General features: G+C 59.8%; 11 protein-coding genes. 10 read left to right on the top strand and 1 reads right to left on the bottom strand.

Annotation, left to right across the window (positions count from 1 at the left end):
* The first annotated feature begins 7 nt into the window (after positions 1-7).
* From msbA to LPQ25_RS17025, 6 genes are all read left to right on the top strand, one after another.
* Complete coding sequence (msbA, locus tag LPQ25_RS17050) at positions 8-1756, top strand: lipid A ABC transporter ATP-binding protein/permease MsbA (RefSeq protein ID WP_002898170.1); 1749 nt, start codon at positions 8-10, stop codon at positions 1754-1756.
* Positions 1753-2733, top strand: coding sequence for a tetraacyldisaccharide 4'-kinase (gene lpxK / locus LPQ25_RS17045; protein WP_004147813.1), 981 nt, complete (start codon positions 1753-1755; stop codon positions 2731-2733). Before msbA ends, lpxK begins: the two co-directional genes overlap by 4 nt.
* Positions 2734-2787: 54 nt before the next feature.
* Entirely contained in the window at positions 2788-4017 is a 1230-nt protein-coding gene (locus LPQ25_RS17040; RefSeq protein WP_004147814.1) for a winged helix-turn-helix domain-containing protein, read from the top strand.
* 63 nt (positions 4018-4080) lie between these two features.
* The gene (gene ycaR / locus LPQ25_RS17035; protein ID WP_002898177.1) at positions 4081-4263 is read left to right on the top strand and encodes a protein YcaR; all 183 of its coding nucleotides are present in this window, start codon (positions 4081-4083) and stop codon (positions 4261-4263) included.
* The gene (kdsB, locus tag LPQ25_RS17030; protein ID WP_012737725.1) at positions 4260-5006 is read left to right on the top strand and encodes a 3-deoxy-manno-octulosonate cytidylyltransferase; all 747 of its coding nucleotides are present in this window, start codon (positions 4260-4262) and stop codon (positions 5004-5006) included. Before ycaR ends, kdsB begins: the two co-directional genes overlap by 4 nt.
* Before the next feature lie 136 nt (positions 5007-5142).
* Positions 5143-6036, top strand: coding sequence for a YcbJ family phosphotransferase (locus LPQ25_RS17025; protein WP_004176684.1), 894 nt, complete (start codon positions 5143-5145; stop codon positions 6034-6036).
* On the opposite strand, the gene elyC is transcribed toward LPQ25_RS17025, so the two are convergent.
* Positions 6013-6792: an envelope biogenesis factor ElyC gene (gene elyC, locus LPQ25_RS17020; RefSeq protein ID WP_004141786.1), complete on the bottom strand. Its 780-nt coding sequence runs from the start codon at positions 6790-6792 to the stop codon at positions 6013-6015. The two genes, LPQ25_RS17025 and elyC, sit on opposite strands and share 24 nt — an antisense overlap.
* 121 nt (positions 6793-6913) lie before the next feature.
* Here elyC and cmoM point away from each other — a divergent pair, with 121 nt between their 5' ends.
* From cmoM to mukB, 4 genes are read left to right on the top strand one after another with little or no spacing between them, the layout of a single operon-like run.
* On the top strand, positions 6914-7714 hold the full coding sequence (cmoM, locus tag LPQ25_RS17015) for a tRNA uridine 5-oxyacetic acid(34) methyltransferase CmoM (protein ID WP_002898187.1): 801 nt from the start codon (positions 6914-6916) through the stop codon (positions 7712-7714).
* Positions 7711-9033 carry a chromosome partition protein MukF gene (gene mukF, locus LPQ25_RS17010; RefSeq protein ID WP_002898189.1) on the top strand — a complete coding sequence of 441 codons (1323 nt, stop codon included), beginning with the start codon at positions 7711-7713 and terminating at the stop codon, positions 9031-9033. Before cmoM ends, mukF begins: the two co-directional genes overlap by 4 nt.
* Complete coding sequence (mukE, locus tag LPQ25_RS17005) at positions 9014-9718, top strand: chromosome partition protein MukE (protein WP_004150840.1); 705 nt, start codon at positions 9014-9016, stop codon at positions 9716-9718. Before mukF ends, mukE begins: the two co-directional genes overlap by 20 nt.
* Positions 9718-14166 carry a chromosome partition protein MukB gene (gene mukB, locus LPQ25_RS17000; protein WP_004176682.1) on the top strand — a complete coding sequence of 1483 codons (4449 nt, stop codon included), beginning with the start codon at positions 9718-9720 and terminating at the stop codon, positions 14164-14166. The genes mukE and mukB overlap by 1 nt, the downstream gene beginning before the upstream one ends.
* Positions 14167-14193 lie beyond the last annotated feature (27 nt).

Here is a 14193-nt window from a genome sequence, read left to right as displayed (position 1 = left end):
TTATTGAATGCAGAACGATAAAGATCTCTCCACGTGGCAGACCTTCCGCCGACTTTGGCCGATTATCGCGCCGTTTAAAGCCGGGCTAATCGTAGCGGCGGTGGCGTTGGTGCTTAACGCGGGCAGTGACACCTTCATGTTATCGCTTCTTAAACCGTTATTGGATGATGGTTTTGGTAAAACGGATCGCTCAGTGCTGCTATGGATGCCGCTGGTGGTTATCGGCCTGATGGTGCTGCGTGGGATCACCAGCTACATCTCGAGCTATTGTATTTCCTGGGTTTCCGGCAAAGTGGTGATGACCATGCGTCGTCGCCTGTTCGGCCACATGATGGGTATGCCGGTGGCCTTCTTTGACAAGCAGTCTACCGGAACGCTGCTGTCACGCATCACCTATGATTCTGAGCAGGTCGCCTCCTCCTCTTCCAGCGCGCTGATCACCGTGGTCCGCGAAGGGGCATCGATTATCGGTCTGTTCGTGATGATGTTCTATTACAGCTGGCAGCTGTCGCTGATCCTGATCGTACTGGCGCCGATTGTGTCGGTGGCGATCCGCGTGGTCTCCAAGCGTTTTCGCAATATCAGTAAGAATATGCAGAACACGATGGGGCAGGTCACCACCAGCGCCGAGCAGATGCTGAAAGGGCACAAAGAGGTGCTGATGTTTGGCGGCCAGGAAGTGGAAACCAAACGTTTTGATAAAGTCAGCAATAAAATGCGTCTGCAGGGGATGAAGATGGTTTCCGCCTCGTCTATCTCCGACCCGATCATTCAGCTTATCGCCTCCCTGGCGCTGGCCTTTGTCCTGTATGCCGCCAGCTTCCCGAGCGTGATGGACACCCTGACCGCCGGGACCATTACCGTGGTCTTCTCCTCGATGATTGCGCTGATGCGTCCGCTGAAGTCGCTGACCAACGTCAATGCCCAGTTCCAGCGCGGGATGGCGGCGTGCCAGACGCTGTTTGCGATCCTCGATTCCGAGCAGGAAAAAGACGAAGGTACGCGGGTCATTGAGCGGGCGAAAGGCAATCTCAAGTTCGAGAACGTCACCTTTACCTACCCGGGTCGCGAAGTGGCCGCGCTGCGCAATATCAATCTCGATATCCCGGAAGGGAAAACCGTGGCGCTGGTGGGGCGCTCAGGGTCGGGTAAATCGACCATTGCCAGCCTGATCACCCGCTTCTACGATGTCGACGAGGGGCAGATCCTGCTGGATGGCCACGACCTGCGCGAGTACAAGCTGAGCTCGCTGCGCGACCAGGTGGCGCTGGTTTCGCAAAACGTGCATCTGTTCAACGATACCGTCGCCAACAATATCGCCTATGCCCGTACCGAAGAGTACAGCCGCGAGCAGATTGAAGAGGCCGCGCGCATGGCCTACGCCATGGATTTCATCAACAAGATGGATAATGGTCTGGATACCATCATCGGCGAGAATGGCGTGATGCTGTCCGGCGGCCAGCGCCAGCGTATTGCTATTGCCCGCGCGCTGCTGCGTAACAGCCCGATCCTGATCCTTGATGAAGCCACCTCGGCGCTGGATACCGAGTCTGAGCGTGCCATTCAGGCGGCGCTGGATGAGCTGCAGAAAAACCGTACCTCGCTGGTTATCGCTCACCGTCTGTCGACCATTGAGCAGGCTGATGAAATCGTGGTGGTTGAAGACGGGCGGATCGTGGAGCGCGGAACGCACCATGACCTGCTGGAGCATAAGGGCGTGTACGCCCAGCTGCATAAGATGCAATTCGGCGAATGATCGCGCGCATCTGGTCCGGGGAATCGCCGCTGTGGCGCCTGCTGCTGCCGCTCTCCTGGCTGTATGGCCTGGTGAGCGGGGTGATTCGCCTCAGCTATCAGCTGGGGTGGCAAAAAGCCTGGCGCGCGCCGGTGCCGGTGGTGGTGGTTGGTAACCTGACCGCCGGCGGCAATGGCAAAACGCCGGTGGTGATCTGGCTGGTGGAGCAGCTGCAGCAGCGCGGTATTCGCGTTGGCGTCGTGTCTCGCGGCTACGGCGGTAAAGCCGACCGCTATCCGCTGGTGTTGGACGACAGAACCAGTACGGCGCTGGCGGGTGATGAACCGGTGTTGATCCATCAGCGTACCGGTGCCCCGGTCGCTGTCGCTCCGCTACGCAGCGACGCGGTAAAAGCATTGCTCAGCGCGCACGATCTGCAGATGATTGTGACCGACGACGGGTTGCAGCACTATAAGCTCGCGCGGGACAGAGAAATTGTCGTTATTGACGGCGTGCGCCGCTTTGGCAACGGCTGGTGGCTGCCTGCCGGGCCGATGCGCGAGCGGGCGTCGCGCTTGCAAAGCGTTGATGCGGTTATCGTTAACGGCGGCGTGGCGCGTCCGGGTGAGATCCCGATGCGGTTGCGCCCAGGGATGGCGGTTAACCTGCTTACCGGCGAACGTCGCGATGTCTCCACCTTCACGAACGTAGTGGCGATGGCCGGCATCGGCCATCCGCCGCGCTTCTTCGCCACCCTCGAAAGCTGCGGCGTCCAGCCGGTCAAAACCGTGGCGCTGGCGGACCATCAGGCGCTGAGCCAGGATGATGTCGCCGCCCTGGTGACCGCCGATCAGACGCTGCTGATGACCGAGAAAGATGCCGTGAAATGTCGCGATTTCGCCGCTGCAAACTGGTGGTATTTACCGGTCGACGCCATAATGGCCGATGAACGCGCACAGCGGTTGCTTGCGGACTTAGCGACGTTGGCGCAACGTTAACTGACGCGCCGGCTTTGCTCGCCGCTGTGCTGGAATTCCTGACGGAGAACCTGCATGTCGGTATTGCAACTATCGCTTAACGAGGCGCGCCACCTCCATCTCGCGGCGCAGGGGTTGTTAAAGAAGCCCCGACGTCGCGCTCGCCCGAAAGACATTCTTTCCACCATCCAGCAGATGTCGCTGCTACAAATCGATACCATCAACGTGGTGGCCCGCAGCCCCTACCTGGTGCTGTTCAGCCGTCTTGGCAGCTATCCGCAGCACTGGCTGGATGAGTCGCTGCGCAACGGCGAGCTAATGGAATACTGGGCGCATGAAGCCTGCTTTCTGCCGCGCAGCGATTTCGCCCTGGTGCGCCATCGCATGTTGAATCCCGACAATATGGGCTGGAAATACCATCGCGCATGGATGGAGGAGCATGCCGGGAGTATTGCCGAGCTGGTGGCGCATATCGGGCAAAACGGCCCGGTTCGCTCGGCGGATTTTACCCACCCGCGCAAAGGCGCCAGCGGCTGGTGGGAGTGGAAACCGCATAAGCGCCACCTGGAAGGGCTGTTTACCGCCGGCGAAGTGATGGTGGTGGAGCGGCGCAATTTTCACCGCGTGTATGATCTAACCCGGCGGGTGATGCCGGACTGGGACGACGAGCGCGACGCGCTCTCCCGCGAAGACGCAGAGGCCATTATGTTGCGCAATAGCGCCCGTAGTCTCGGCATCTTCCGCGCCCAGTGGCTGGCCGATTACTATCGCTTGCGCCAGCCGGCGCTACCGGGTCTGCTGGCGGCCTGGCAGGAAGAGGGGCTGGTGGTGCCAGTTAACGTGGAAGCACTCGGCGAGATGTGGCTGCATCACGAGGCGCTGGCGCAGCTGGAGACCGCGCCCGGCGGTAAGCTGACCGCCAGCCATAGCGCCGTGCTCTCGCCCTTCGACCCGGTGGTCTGGGATCGGAAACGCGCTGAGCAGCTGTTCAACTTCAGCTATCGCCTGGAGTGTTATACCCCGGCGCCGAAGCGTCAGTATGGCTACTTCGTACTGCCTCTGCTGCACCAGGGAAAACTGGTCGGGCGGATGGACAGTAAAATACATCGCAAAAGCCGGGAGCTGGAGATCTTCGCTCTGTGGCTGGAGGAGGGGGTGAAGATCACCCGTGGTCTGGAGCAGGGGCTGCGCCGGGCGATTAACGACTTCGCACGCTGGCAATCGGCAGAGCGGATCCTTTGCCGACGCCTGCCGGAAGGGCTGTTTGTCGGCCAGGAGCAGGGGTGGGAAATCGACGCCGATTGATCCCGGCGCCTGCCTTCCTGTGATATGCTGCTGAGAAATCTATCCGGTCCATCAGGAGGAAACATGGATCACCGTTTACTTGAAATCATCGCCTGCCCGGTCTGTAACGGCAAGCTGTATTACAGTCAGGATAAGCAAGAACTTATTTGCAAACTTGATAGCCTGGCGTTTCCGCTGCGCGACGGTATCCCGGTGCTGCTGGAGACAGAGGCGCGTCCGCTGGCGCTAGAAGAGAGTCACTCATGAGTTTCGTGGTCATTATTCCTGCGCGTTTCGCCTCCACGCGCCTGCCGGGAAAACCACTGCAGGACATTAATGGTAAGCCGATGATTGTCCATGTGCTGGAGCGCGCTCGCGAATCCGGCGCGGATCGCATTATTGTCGCCACCGATCACGAAGATGTCGCCCGGGCGGTTGAAGCCGCCGGCGGCGAGGTCTGTATGACCCGCGCCGACCATCAGTCCGGCACCGAACGGCTGGCGGAAGTGGTGGAAAAGTGTGCGTTCAGCGATGACACCATTATCGTCAATATTCAGGGCGATGAGCCGATGATCCCCCCGGCGATTGTCCGCCAGGTGGCGGAGAATCTGGCTGCCAGCAGCAGCGGAATGGCGACCCTGGCGGTACCGATCCATGATGCGGAAGAGGCGTTTAACCCGAATGCGGTCAAAGTGGTGATGGATGCCGAGGGTTACGCGCTCTATTTCTCCCGCGCGACTATTCCCTGGGATCGCGATCGCTTTGCCCAATCCCGCGAGACCATCGGTGACTCCCTGCTGCGTCACATCGGCATCTATGGCTATCGCGCCGGCTTTATCCGCCGCTATGTCAGCTGGGCGCCGAGCCCGCTGGAGCAGATTGAAATGCTCGAGCAGCTGCGAGTGCTGTGGTATGGCGAGAAAATCCATGTCGCCGTGGCGGCGGAAGTGCCCGGCACCGGCGTGGATACCCCGGAAGATCTGGAGCGCGTCCGCGCTGAGCTGCGTTAGTCCTCTGTCCCCTCCTTGCTGGAGGGGATATCCCGTCGGTTTTTCGCTTTTTTTACCCCTTTTTGATCTTATCCGATGACAAGCCAGGTGCGGGCGCTCATTATGAAACCAGTAGTGTTCATAGGGGTAATCGACAATGGAACAGTTGCGAACCGAACTCAGTCATCTTCTTGGCGAAAAGCTAAGCCGGGTGGAGTGTGTCAGTGAACAAGCCGCTACGGCGCTGTGGTTCCTGTACGATGCGCAGGGAAACCCGATGCCGCTGCTGGCGCGAAGTTTCACCACGCCCGGCGTGGCGCGGCAGCTGGCATGGAAGATCTCGACCCTGGCGCGTAATGGTACGGTGCGTATGCCGGTGGTTTATGGCGTCATGACGCACGAAGAACATCCCGGACCAGATGTGCTGCTGCTTGAGCGCCTGCGCGGCGTACCGGTGGAGGCGCCGACGCGCACCCCGGCGCGCTGGGAGCAACTGCAGGAGCAAATCGTCGAGGGGCTGCTGGCGTGGCATCGGCAGGACAGTGGCGGCTGCGTGGGAATGGTCGACAATACCCAGGAAAACCTGTGGCCGAACTGGTACCGCCAGCGGGTAGAGATATTGTGGAGCACCCTGAACCTGTATCAGGACACCGGTCTCACCATGCAGGATAAGCGCCTTTTGTTCCGCTCCCGCGAGTGCCTTCCGGAGCTGTTCCGCGATTTCAATGATAATGCTGTGCTGGTGCATGGCAACTTCACTCTGCGCAGCATGCTAAAAGATCCGCGCAGCGATCAGCTGCTGGCGATGGTGGGGCCGGGGATGATGCTGTGGGCGCCACGCGAGTATGAACTGTTCCGCCTTGCTGAAGGCGGCCAGGCGGAACAGCTGCTGTGGCGCTACCTGCAGCAGGCGCCAGTTTCCGAGGCCTTTGTCTGGCGGCGCTGGCTTTATCTGCTGTGGGATGAGGTGGATAGTCTGGTCAACACCGGGCGCTTTGATCGCGCCCGTTTTGACCTCGCTGCAAAATCACTCCTGCCCTGGCTCGCCTGAGCTGCCTTTCAGCCATTGCCAGACGCGACCAAGGGTTTCATAGCCGACCCGGTCGCTGTGCATCAGCCACACTGGAGAAGGAATGGCCCGCTCCCACGGATTGAGCGGCGAGGTCACCGCCAGCTGATTGGCCGGCGCGGGAAGCGGATCCAGGCCGGCATGGCGAAAGAATATCATCGCCCGCGGAAGGTGTGACGCCGAGGTGACCAGCAGGAAGGGCGCGTCGCCGATGGCGCGCTTCACCGCCAGCGCTTCCTCTTCTGTATCTTTCGGCCGATCGAGCACAATGATATCGCTGCGAGGTACGCCAAGGCTCTCCGCCACTCTCGCCCCGGCTTCCGCCGTGCTGACGGGGTTCGTTTTCGCCGCCGCGCCGGTAAAGATCATTTTCGAACCGGGATTCGCCTGCCACAGGCGGATGCCCTCCGTCAGGCGCGGCAGGCTGTTATTGATAAGATTAGAGCTTGGCGCCCACTCCGGATTCCAGGTATAACCGCCGCCCAGCACCACCACGTAGTTCACCGGCTGCTCGCCGCGCCAGGTGGGGTAGGTATCTTCAATCGGTTTCAGCAGGCTGTCGGCCACGGGCTGCAGGCTCAGCAGCGTCAGCAGCAGCCAGCCGAGGCTCACGCATAGCTTCCCGGTACGCTGAAAGCGGCTGAACCATAACAGCGCGATCCCGATACCGATCAGCAACAGTAAGGCGGGTAGCGGCAACAGCAGGCCGCCGACGATCTTTTTTAGCGTGAAAAGCATGCCAGATGGTTCCTTTTTTAACCATATAACCAAAGTTATGTTCGGATCTTATAACAGATCGCTTCATTCTCGGCGCGGGTATGACAAAATAGCGGTTTTGTGTTGGCTTGTGGAGTCACTCGTGCAGGATCGCAATTTCGATGACATTGCTGAAAAGTTTTCGCGCAATATTTACGGCACCACAAAAGGCCAGTTGCGTCAGGCGATCCTCTGGCAGGATCTGGAACCGCTGTTGGCGCAGCTGGGGCCGGGACCGCTGAGGGTGCTGGATGCCGGCGGCGGCGAAGGGCAAACGGCCATCAAAGTCGCGCAACTGGGCCATCACGTGACGCTGTGCGATCTCTCCGCTGAGATGGTGGCTCGCGCCCGCCAGGCGGCCGCCGATAAAGGTGTGATCGACAACATGCATTTTGTACAATGCGCGGCTCAGGATATTGCGCAGCATTTGGAAAGCCCGGTCGATCTGGTACTGTTTCATGCGGTGCTGGAGTGGGTGGCGGAGCCCCAGGAAATACTGCATACCCTGTGGTCGACGCTGCGTGCTGGCGGTGGACTGTCATTGATGTTCTACAATGCTAACGGCCTGTTGATGCACAATATGGTTGCCGGTAATTTTGATTACGTTCAACTGGGCATGCCAAAAAAGAAAAAACGCACGCTGTCGCCGGATTATCCGCGTGAACCACAGCAGGTTTATCACTGGCTGGAAGAGATTGGCTGGCAGATCGTCAGCAAAACCGGCGTGCGGGTGTTTCATGATTATCTGCGTGAAAAACGCCAACAGCATGACAGCTATGCGGCGCTGCTGGCGCTGGAGACGCGCTACTGTCGTCAGGAGCCGTATCTCAGCCTGGGCCGTTATATTCATGTCACCGCGCTTAAGAGCCAGGCTCATAGCCGCAGATGCAAGGATAAAGTATGAGTGAATTTTCCCAGACAGTCCCCGAACTGGTTGCCTGGGCCAGAAAAAATGATTTTTCAATCTCGCTACCGGTCGACAGACTCTCTTTCCTGCTGGCGATCGCCACTCTGAATGGTGAACGACTGGAAGGGGAAATGAGCGAGGGTGAACTGGTGGATGCGTTCCGCCACGTCAGTGATGCGTTTGAGCAGACCAGCGAAACCATCAGCCAGCGCGCCAATAACGCGATCAACGATTTGGTGCGCCAGCGTCTGCTGAACCGCTTTACCAGCGAAATTACCGAAGGCAATGCGATCTATCGCCTGACGCCGTTGGGGATTGGGATCACCGATTATTATATCCGACAGCGCGAATTCTCGACGCTGCGTCTCTCGATGCAGCTGTCGATCGTTGCCGGCGAGCTGAAGCGCGCGGCGGATGCCGCGGAAGAGGGCGGTGATGAATTCCACTGGCATCGCAACGTTTTTGCGCCGCTGAAGTACTCCGTAGCGGAAATTTTCGACAGCATCGACCTGACGCAGCGCATTATGGATGAGCAGCAGCAGCTGGTGAAAGACGATATCGCGCAGTTGTTGAATAAAGACTGGCGCGCGGCGATTTCCAGCTGTGAACTGCTGCTGTCGGAAACCTCCGGCACCCTGCGCGAACTGCAGGATACGCTGGATGCGGCAGGGGATAAGCTGCAGGCGAACCTGCTGCGCATTCAGGACTCGACCATGGCGCGCGACGATCTCCATTTTGTCGATCGGCTGGTGTTCGATCTGCAAAGCAAGCTCGACCGCATCGTCAGCTGGGGTCAGCAGGCGATTGACCTGTGGATCGGCTACGACCGCCATGTGCACAAGTTTATCCGTACCGCTATCGATATGGATAAGAACCGCGTCTTCGCCCAGCGTCTGCGCCAGTCGGTGCAGACCTATTTTGATGAACCGTGGGCGCTAACTTACGCCAACGCCGACCGCCTGCTGGATATGCGCGATGAAGAGATGGCCCTGCGCGATGAAGAGGTCACCGGCGAGCTGCCGGCGGACCTCGAATTTGAAGAGTTTAACGAAATTCGCGAGCAGCTGGCGGCGCTGATCGAAGCGCAGCTGGCGGTCTATAAAGAGAAAGGAATACCGCTGGATCTCGGCCTGGTGGCGCGGGAGTTCCTGGCGCAGTATCCGCGCGGGCGTCACTTCGACGTGGCGCGGATCGTCGTGGATCAGGCGGTACAGCTGGGCGTCGCCCAGGCAGATTTCACCGGACTGCCGGCAAAATGGCAGCCGATTAATGATTACGGAGCCAAGGTACAGGCGCATGTCATTGACAAATATTGAACAAGTGATGCCGGTTAAGCTGGCGCAGGCGTTGGCCAATCCGTTATTTCCGGCGCTGGACAGCGCCCTGCGCGCGGGCCGTCATATCGGTCTCGACGAGCTGGATAATCACGCATTTTTGATGGATTTTCAGGATTACCTGGAAGAGTTTTACGCTCGCTATAACGTCGAGCTGATCCGCGCGCCGGAGGGATTCTTCTACCTGCGCCCGCGGTCCACCACGCTGATTTCGCGCTCGGTACTGTCCGAGCTGGATATGATGGTGGGCAAAATTCTTTGCTATCTCTATCTCAGCCCGGAGCGCCTGGCGAACGAAGGGATTTTTACCCAGCAGGAGCTCTATGACGAGCTGCTGACCCTGGCCGATGAATCCAGGCTGCTGAAGCTGGTGAACAACCGTTCCACCGGTTCGGATCTGGACCGCCAGAAGCTGCAGGAAAAAATGCGGGCCTCGCTTAACCGCTTACGCCGCCTGGGGATGGTGTGGTTTATGGGCCACGATAGCAGCAAGTTTCGCATTACCGAATCGGTATTCCGCTTTGGCGCCGATGTGCGCGCCGGCGACGACCCGCGCGAAGCGCAGCGCCGTCTGATCCGCGACGGGGAAGCGATGGCCCTGGAAAATCACCTGCAGCTCAATGATGAGAATGAAGAAAACCAGCCGGATAGCGGGGAGGAAGAGTAATGATTGAACGCGGTAAGTTTCGCTCGCTAACGCTGGTTAACTGGAACGGCTTCTTTGCCCGGACCTTTGATCTTGATGAACTGGTGACCACCCTCTCCGGGGGGAACGGCGCGGGTAAGTCCACGACCATGGCGGCCTTCGTCACGGCGCTGATCCCGGATTTAACCCTGCTGCACTTCCGTAACACCACCGAAGCGGGGGCCACCAGCGGCTCACGCGATAAAGGCCTGCACGGTAAGCTGCGCGCCGGGGTGTGTTACTCGGTACTCGATGTGATCAACTCCCGCCACCAGCGCGTGGTGGTCGGCGTGCGCCTGCAGCAGGTCGCCGGGCGCGATCGTAAAGTCGATATTAAACCTTTCGCCATTCAGGGACTGCCGACCTCTATCCTGCCGACCCAGCTGTTGACCGAAACGCTGAACGATCGCCAGGCGCGCGTCGTGAGCCTCAACGAGCTGAAAGATAAACTCGAGGCGATGGAAGGGGTCCAGTTTAAACAGTTCAACTCGATCACCGAATATCACTCGCTAATGTTCGATCTGGGCGTGGTGGCGCGTCGCCTGCGTTCCGCCTCCGATCGTAGCAAGTACTACCGCCTGATTGAGGCCTCGCTGTACGGCGGGATCTCCAGCACCATTACCCGCTCGCTGCGCGACTACCTGCTGCCGGAAAACAGCGGCGTGCGTAAAGCGTTCCAGGATATGGAAGCGGCGCTGCGGGAAAACCGCATGACGCTGGAAGCCATTCGCGTTACCCAGTCCGACCGCGATCTGTTTAAACACCTGATCAGCGAAGCCACCAACTACGTGGCGGCGGACTATATGCGTCACGCCAACGAGAGGCGCATTCACCTGGATAAGGCGCTGGAGTATCGCCGCGATCTCTTCACCTCGCGTTCGCAGCTGGCGGCTGAGCAGTATAAGCACGTCGACATGGCGCGCGAACTGCAGGAGCATAACGGCGCGGAGGGCGATCTGGAAGCCGATTACCAGGCCGCCAGCGATCACCTGAACCTGGTGCAGACTGCGCTGCGTCAGCAGGAAAAAATCGAGCGCTACGAAGCGGATCTCGACGAGCTGCAGATCCGTCTGGAAGAGCAGAATGAAGTGGTGGCGGAAGCCGTCGATCGTCAGGAAGAGAACGAAGCCCGCGCTGAGGCCGCCGAGCTGGAAGTGGATGAGCTGAAAAGCCAGCTCGCCGACTATCAGCAGGCGCTCGATGTGCAGCAGACCCGCGCCATTCAGTATAACCAGGCGCTGCAGGCGCTGGAGCGCGCGAAGGCGCTGTGCCATCTGCCGGATCTGACCCCGGAGAGCGCCGACGAGTGGCTGGAAACCTTCCAGGCGAAAGAGCAGGAAGCGACGGAGAAAATGCTGTCGCTGGAACAGAAAATGAGCGTGGCGCAAACCGCGCACAGCCAGTTTGAACAGGCTTACCAGTTGGTGGCGGCGATTAACGGCCCGCTGGCGCGCAATGAAGCCTGGGACGTGGCGCGCGAATTGCTGCGCGACGGCGTGAACCAGCGCCACCAGGCCGAGCAGGCGCAGGGGCTGCGCAGCCGCCTCAACGAGCTTGAACAGCGCCTGCGCGAGCAGCAGGACGCTGAGCGTCAGCTGGCCGAGTTCTGCAAACGCCAGGGTAAACGTTACGATATCGACGATCTGGAAACGCTGCATCAGGAGCTGGAAGCGCGCATCGCGTCGCTGGCCGACAGCGTCTCCAATGCTCAGGAGCAGCGCATGGCGCTGCGTCAGGAGCTGGAGCAACTGCAGTCGCGTACCCAGACGCTGATGCGCCGGGCGCCGGTCTGGCTGGCGGCGCAGAACAGCCTTAACCAGCTGTGCGAGCAAAGCGGCGAGCAGTTTGCGTCCGGCCAGGAGGTCACCGAATACCTGCAGCAGCTGCTGGAGCGTGAACGAGAGGCTATCGTTGAACGTGACGAGGTCGGCGCCCGCAAGCGCGCCATCGACGAAGAAATCGAGCGTCTCAGCCAGCCGGGCGGTTCGGAAGATCCGCGCCTCAACGCCCTGGCGGAACGGTTCGGCGGCGTTCTGCTGTCCGAGATCTACGATGATGTTAGCCTCGACGATGCGCCGTACTTCTCCGCGCTGTATGGTCCGTCGCGCCATGCGATCGTGGTTCCGGATCTGTCGCGGGTAGCCGAGCAGCTTGAGGGGCTGGAAGATTGCCCGGAAGATCTCTATCTGATCGAAGGCGATCCGCAATCCTTTGACGACAGCGTATTCAGCGTCGACGAGCTGGAAAAAGCGGTGGTGGTGAAGATCGCCGATCGCCAGTGGCGTTATTCGCGCTTCCCGTCGCTGCCGCTGTTTGGCCGCGCGGCACGTGAAAACCGCATTGAAACCCTGCATGCCGAGCGTGAATCGCTGTCAGAGCGTTTTGCGACCCTGTCGTTCGATGTGCAGAAAACCCAGCGCCTGCACCAGGCCTTCAGCCGCTTTATCGGCAGCCATCTGGCGGTGGCTTTCGAGGACGATCCGGAAGAAGAGATCCGCAAACTCAACAGCCGCCGCGGCGAGCTGGAGCGTGCGCTAAGCGCCCATGAAAGCGATAACCAACAGAACCGTGTGCAGTACGAGCAGGCGAAAGAGGGCGTGTCGGCGCTCAACCGCCTGCTGCCGCGCCTGAACCTGCTGGCGGATGATACGCTGGCCGACCGCGTGGACGAGATCCAGGAACGTCTGGACGAAGCGCAGGAGGCCGCGCGCTTTATTCAGCAGCACGGTAACCAGCTGGCGAAGCTGGAGCCTATTGTTTCGGTGCTGCAGAGCGATCCGGAGCAGTTTGAGCAGCTGAAAGAAGATTACGCCTATGCGCAGCAAACCCAGCGCGATGCGCGTCAGCAGGCTTTTGCCCTGGCGGAAGTTGTGCAGCGCAGGGCCCACTTCAGCTACTCCGATTCGGCGGAAATGCTCAGCGGCAACAGCGATCTCAACGAGAAGCTGCGCCAGCGTCTGGAGCAGGCGGAGTCCGAACGCAGCCGCGCGCGCGACGCGATGCGTGCCCATGCGGCGCAGCTTAGTCAGTACAATCAGGTGCTGGCCTCGCTGAAGAGCTCGTATGACACCAAGAAAGAGCTGCTCAACGATCTGTATAAAGAGTTGCAGGACATTGGCGTGCGCGCCGACGCCGGCGCGGAAGAGCGTGCTCGCGCGCGTCGCGATGAGCTGCACATGCAGCTGAGCAATAACCGCTCCCGACGCAATCAGCTGGAGAAAGCGTTGACCTTCTGCGAAGCGGAAATGGACAACCTGACCCGTAAACTGCGCAAGCTGGAGCGCGATTACTGCGAAATGCGCGAGCAGGTGGTGACCGCCAAGGCGGGCTGGTGCGCGGTGATGCGTCTGGTGAAAGATAACGGCGTCGAACGTCGTCTGCATCGCCGCGAGCTGGCCTATCTCTCCGCCGATGAGCTGCGCTCAATGTCGGATAAGGCGCTGGGGGCGCTGCGTCTGGCGGTCGCCGATAATGAACACCTGCGTGACGTGCTGCGTATCTCGGAAGATCCGAAACGTCCGGAGCGCAAAATTCAGTTCTTCGTTGCCGTGTACCAGCATCTGCGGGAGCGTATTCGTCAGGATATTATTCGCACCGATGATCCGGTGGAAGCGATCGAGCAGATGGAGATCGAGCTCAGCCGCCTGACCGAAGAGCTGACCAACCGTGAACAGAAGCTGGCGATCAGTTCCCGCAGCGTGGCCAACATTATTCGCAAAACCATTCAGCGCGAGCAGAACCGTATCCGGATGCTCAACCAGGGTCTGCAGAGTGTCTCCTTCGGCCAGGTCAACAGCGTGCGTCTGAACGTCAATGTGCGTGAGACCCACTCGATGCTGCTCGACGTGCTCTCCGAGCAGCATGAGCAGCACCAGGATCTGTTTAACAGCAATCGTCTGACCTTCTCTGAGGCGCTGGCCAAGCTCTATCAGCGTCTCAACCCACAGATCGACATGGGGCAGCGTACGCCGCAAACCATCGGTGAAGAGCTGCTCGACTACCGCAACTATCTGGAGATGGAAGTGGAAGTTAACCGCGGCTCCGACGGCTGGCTGCGCGCGGAGTCCGGCGCGCTGTCTACCGGGGAAGCTATCGGTACCGGGATGTCGATTCTGGTGATGGTGGTGCAGAGTTGGGAAGATGAATCCCGTCGCCTGCGCGGCAAGGATATCTCGCCTTGCCGTCTGCTGTTCCTCGATGAAGCGGCGCGTCTCGACGCCCGCTCCATCGCCACCCTGTTCGAGCTGTGCGAACGTCTGGAGATGCAGCTGATTATCGCAGCGCCGGAGAACATCAGTCCGGAAAAAGGCACTACCTATAAACTGGTGCGTAAGGTGTTCAATAATCACGAACATGTGCACGTCGTGGGGCTGCGCGGGTTTGCTGCGCCGCTGCCGGAAGCGCTGCCGGGAACGGCCGACGCCTCCTGACGATGCAGCTCACTACTGGCGGGTAAG

The organism is Klebsiella sp. KPN54798, from assembly GCF_021184225.1.
GTDB lineage: Bacteria > Pseudomonadota > Gammaproteobacteria > Enterobacterales > Enterobacteriaceae > Klebsiella > Klebsiella pneumoniae.
Note: the sequence above shows the minus strand (reverse complement) of the source record. Positions and strands in the feature narration are given on the sequence as shown.